Here is a 1,594-nt window from a genome sequence, read left to right as displayed (position 1 = left end):
CCAATAAATTATAGAATATATGATAAAAAGCAGGGACAAACAAAAAACGATTATTTTAGAGAAATGGTAAGTGAAATGTAATTGCTCAACTAGGGGAAAAAAGGGAGCCATCAATAGAGAGAGCTTGTTGAATGGATTGATAAGCAGTTAAACCCTGTCGCTTCCCAGTATTGACAACTGAACGAACAGCAGCAAACAAATCTCGCCCCCATTCCGAACGGAAGCCATTAGTCACACGGCGAAATACCACGCTCATCCTAATCGCCTGTTCACTACTATTATTCGTTGGTGGAATCCCCGCATCTTCCAGAAATAGAAATAAATTGTCAATTAGCCCACCATAGCGTTTTCGTAACCGGATACCATCCGGATGATGTGGCGCTAAATTTAAAATCCCGGTTAATCTTTCCTGTAAATTTTCTCGGTATCGCTTGAGTCTGGCATCGTCGATTTTTTCTCGTCGTCGATGGATGATAAAAGCTCTTAATAATAACCTCTTCATCCCTGGGGCAAAAACTCTGTCAAGAGCATCAATCGCATATTGGCAATCCCGCAGTTGATGGGCCAAACACACTTGCCATTGTGGGGCTGGGTGATTTTTTTGAGCGCTAAATAAATCTGACACCCAGATATCGGGACGGTGTTCTGCTAGAACTTCGTTAATTACCCCAGTCCCTCGACTCGGGCGGATGACGTGTAAACAAACATCTGGGTTCTGAAACACCCACTCCCACTGATTTTGTCCATTAACTCTCGCACTGGTTTCATCTGAACAAATTAATTTTGCCCGCCGCAACCGATGGAGTATTTGAGTTACTTGGTCATCTAAACTCGTTTTGACTTTCTCTAATAGGTTGGCGATTGCTCCTTCTGATATCTTGAGTCCAAAGACAGATGCCAATATGGACGATAGCCGTTCGTAGCTGATCGCATGAGTGTAGCGCAGATACGTAACCAGGCTTTGAATTGAACTGCCAAATGGTGAACCCGGTTCCATTCCTGCGGGTACGGGGGCAAGATACTCGGTTTGACAACAGGCGCAGCGACCGCTATAACGTTCGATTCGGGTGATGATGGGGCGAATTGGGGGTAGTTCGATTTTTTCGTAGACGGATTGCAATTTTTGTGCGGCGCCGGTGACTTTCTCTCCACACTGGGGGCAATTTTTGAGTTGGGCGATGATTGTTTGGTCGGGATGAGGATGTAGTTCTCTTCCGCCTCCGACTCTTCCTAGGCTTTTTTGTCTTTTTATCCCCTCAATTTTCGATGGCTTAATGTTGGGCTTGAATCCTGTGGACGGTGGAGTGCTGGAATTTTTGCTAGTTTTTTTGGGAGATGGGCCTAGTTTTGGTTGGTCTGTGGTTGCTAACGCTGCGGTGAGTTTTTGGATTTTCTCCCATAGCTCTACTATCAAGGCTTCTTTTGCTTCGTTCGATAGCTGTTTTAGGTCGGGGAGTTTTTCCATTCCTTGATCTAATGTCTATCTTGTCTTCTTGTCAAGGGGGTTGAGCAATTACAGTGAAATAATAAGCTGGGGAGTCAAACCCAGAATGGTAACAGGAGATAGTTGGTATTCAGGAGTAGAAAACTTGAA

The 1,594-nt window shown here is 44.6% G+C and carries 1 protein-coding gene; it reads right to left on the bottom strand.

Annotated elements, in window-relative coordinates; translation table 11 throughout:
- Positions 1-85: 85 nt before the first annotated feature.
- Positions 86-1,465: an IS66 family transposase gene (gene tnpC, locus QUB26_RS31720; protein ID WP_333247059.1), complete on the bottom strand. Its 1,380-nt coding sequence runs from the start codon at positions 1,463-1,465 to the stop codon at positions 86-88.
- Positions 1,466-1,594 lie beyond the last annotated feature (129 nt).

The sequence above is a fragment of the Microcoleus sp. B4-C1 genome, assembly GCF_036705285.1.
Classification (GTDB): Bacteria; Cyanobacteriota; Cyanobacteriia; order Cyanobacteriales; family Microcoleaceae; genus Microcoleus.
The sequence above is the reverse complement of the archived record's forward strand: the minus strand, read 5'-3'. Positions and strand labels throughout refer to the sequence as shown.

Coding starts and splice junctions, on each gene's coding strand:
- tnpC (WP_333247059.1), bottom strand. CDS start 1,465: ATGGAAAAACTCCCCGACCTAAAACAGCTATCGAACGAAGCAAAAGAA.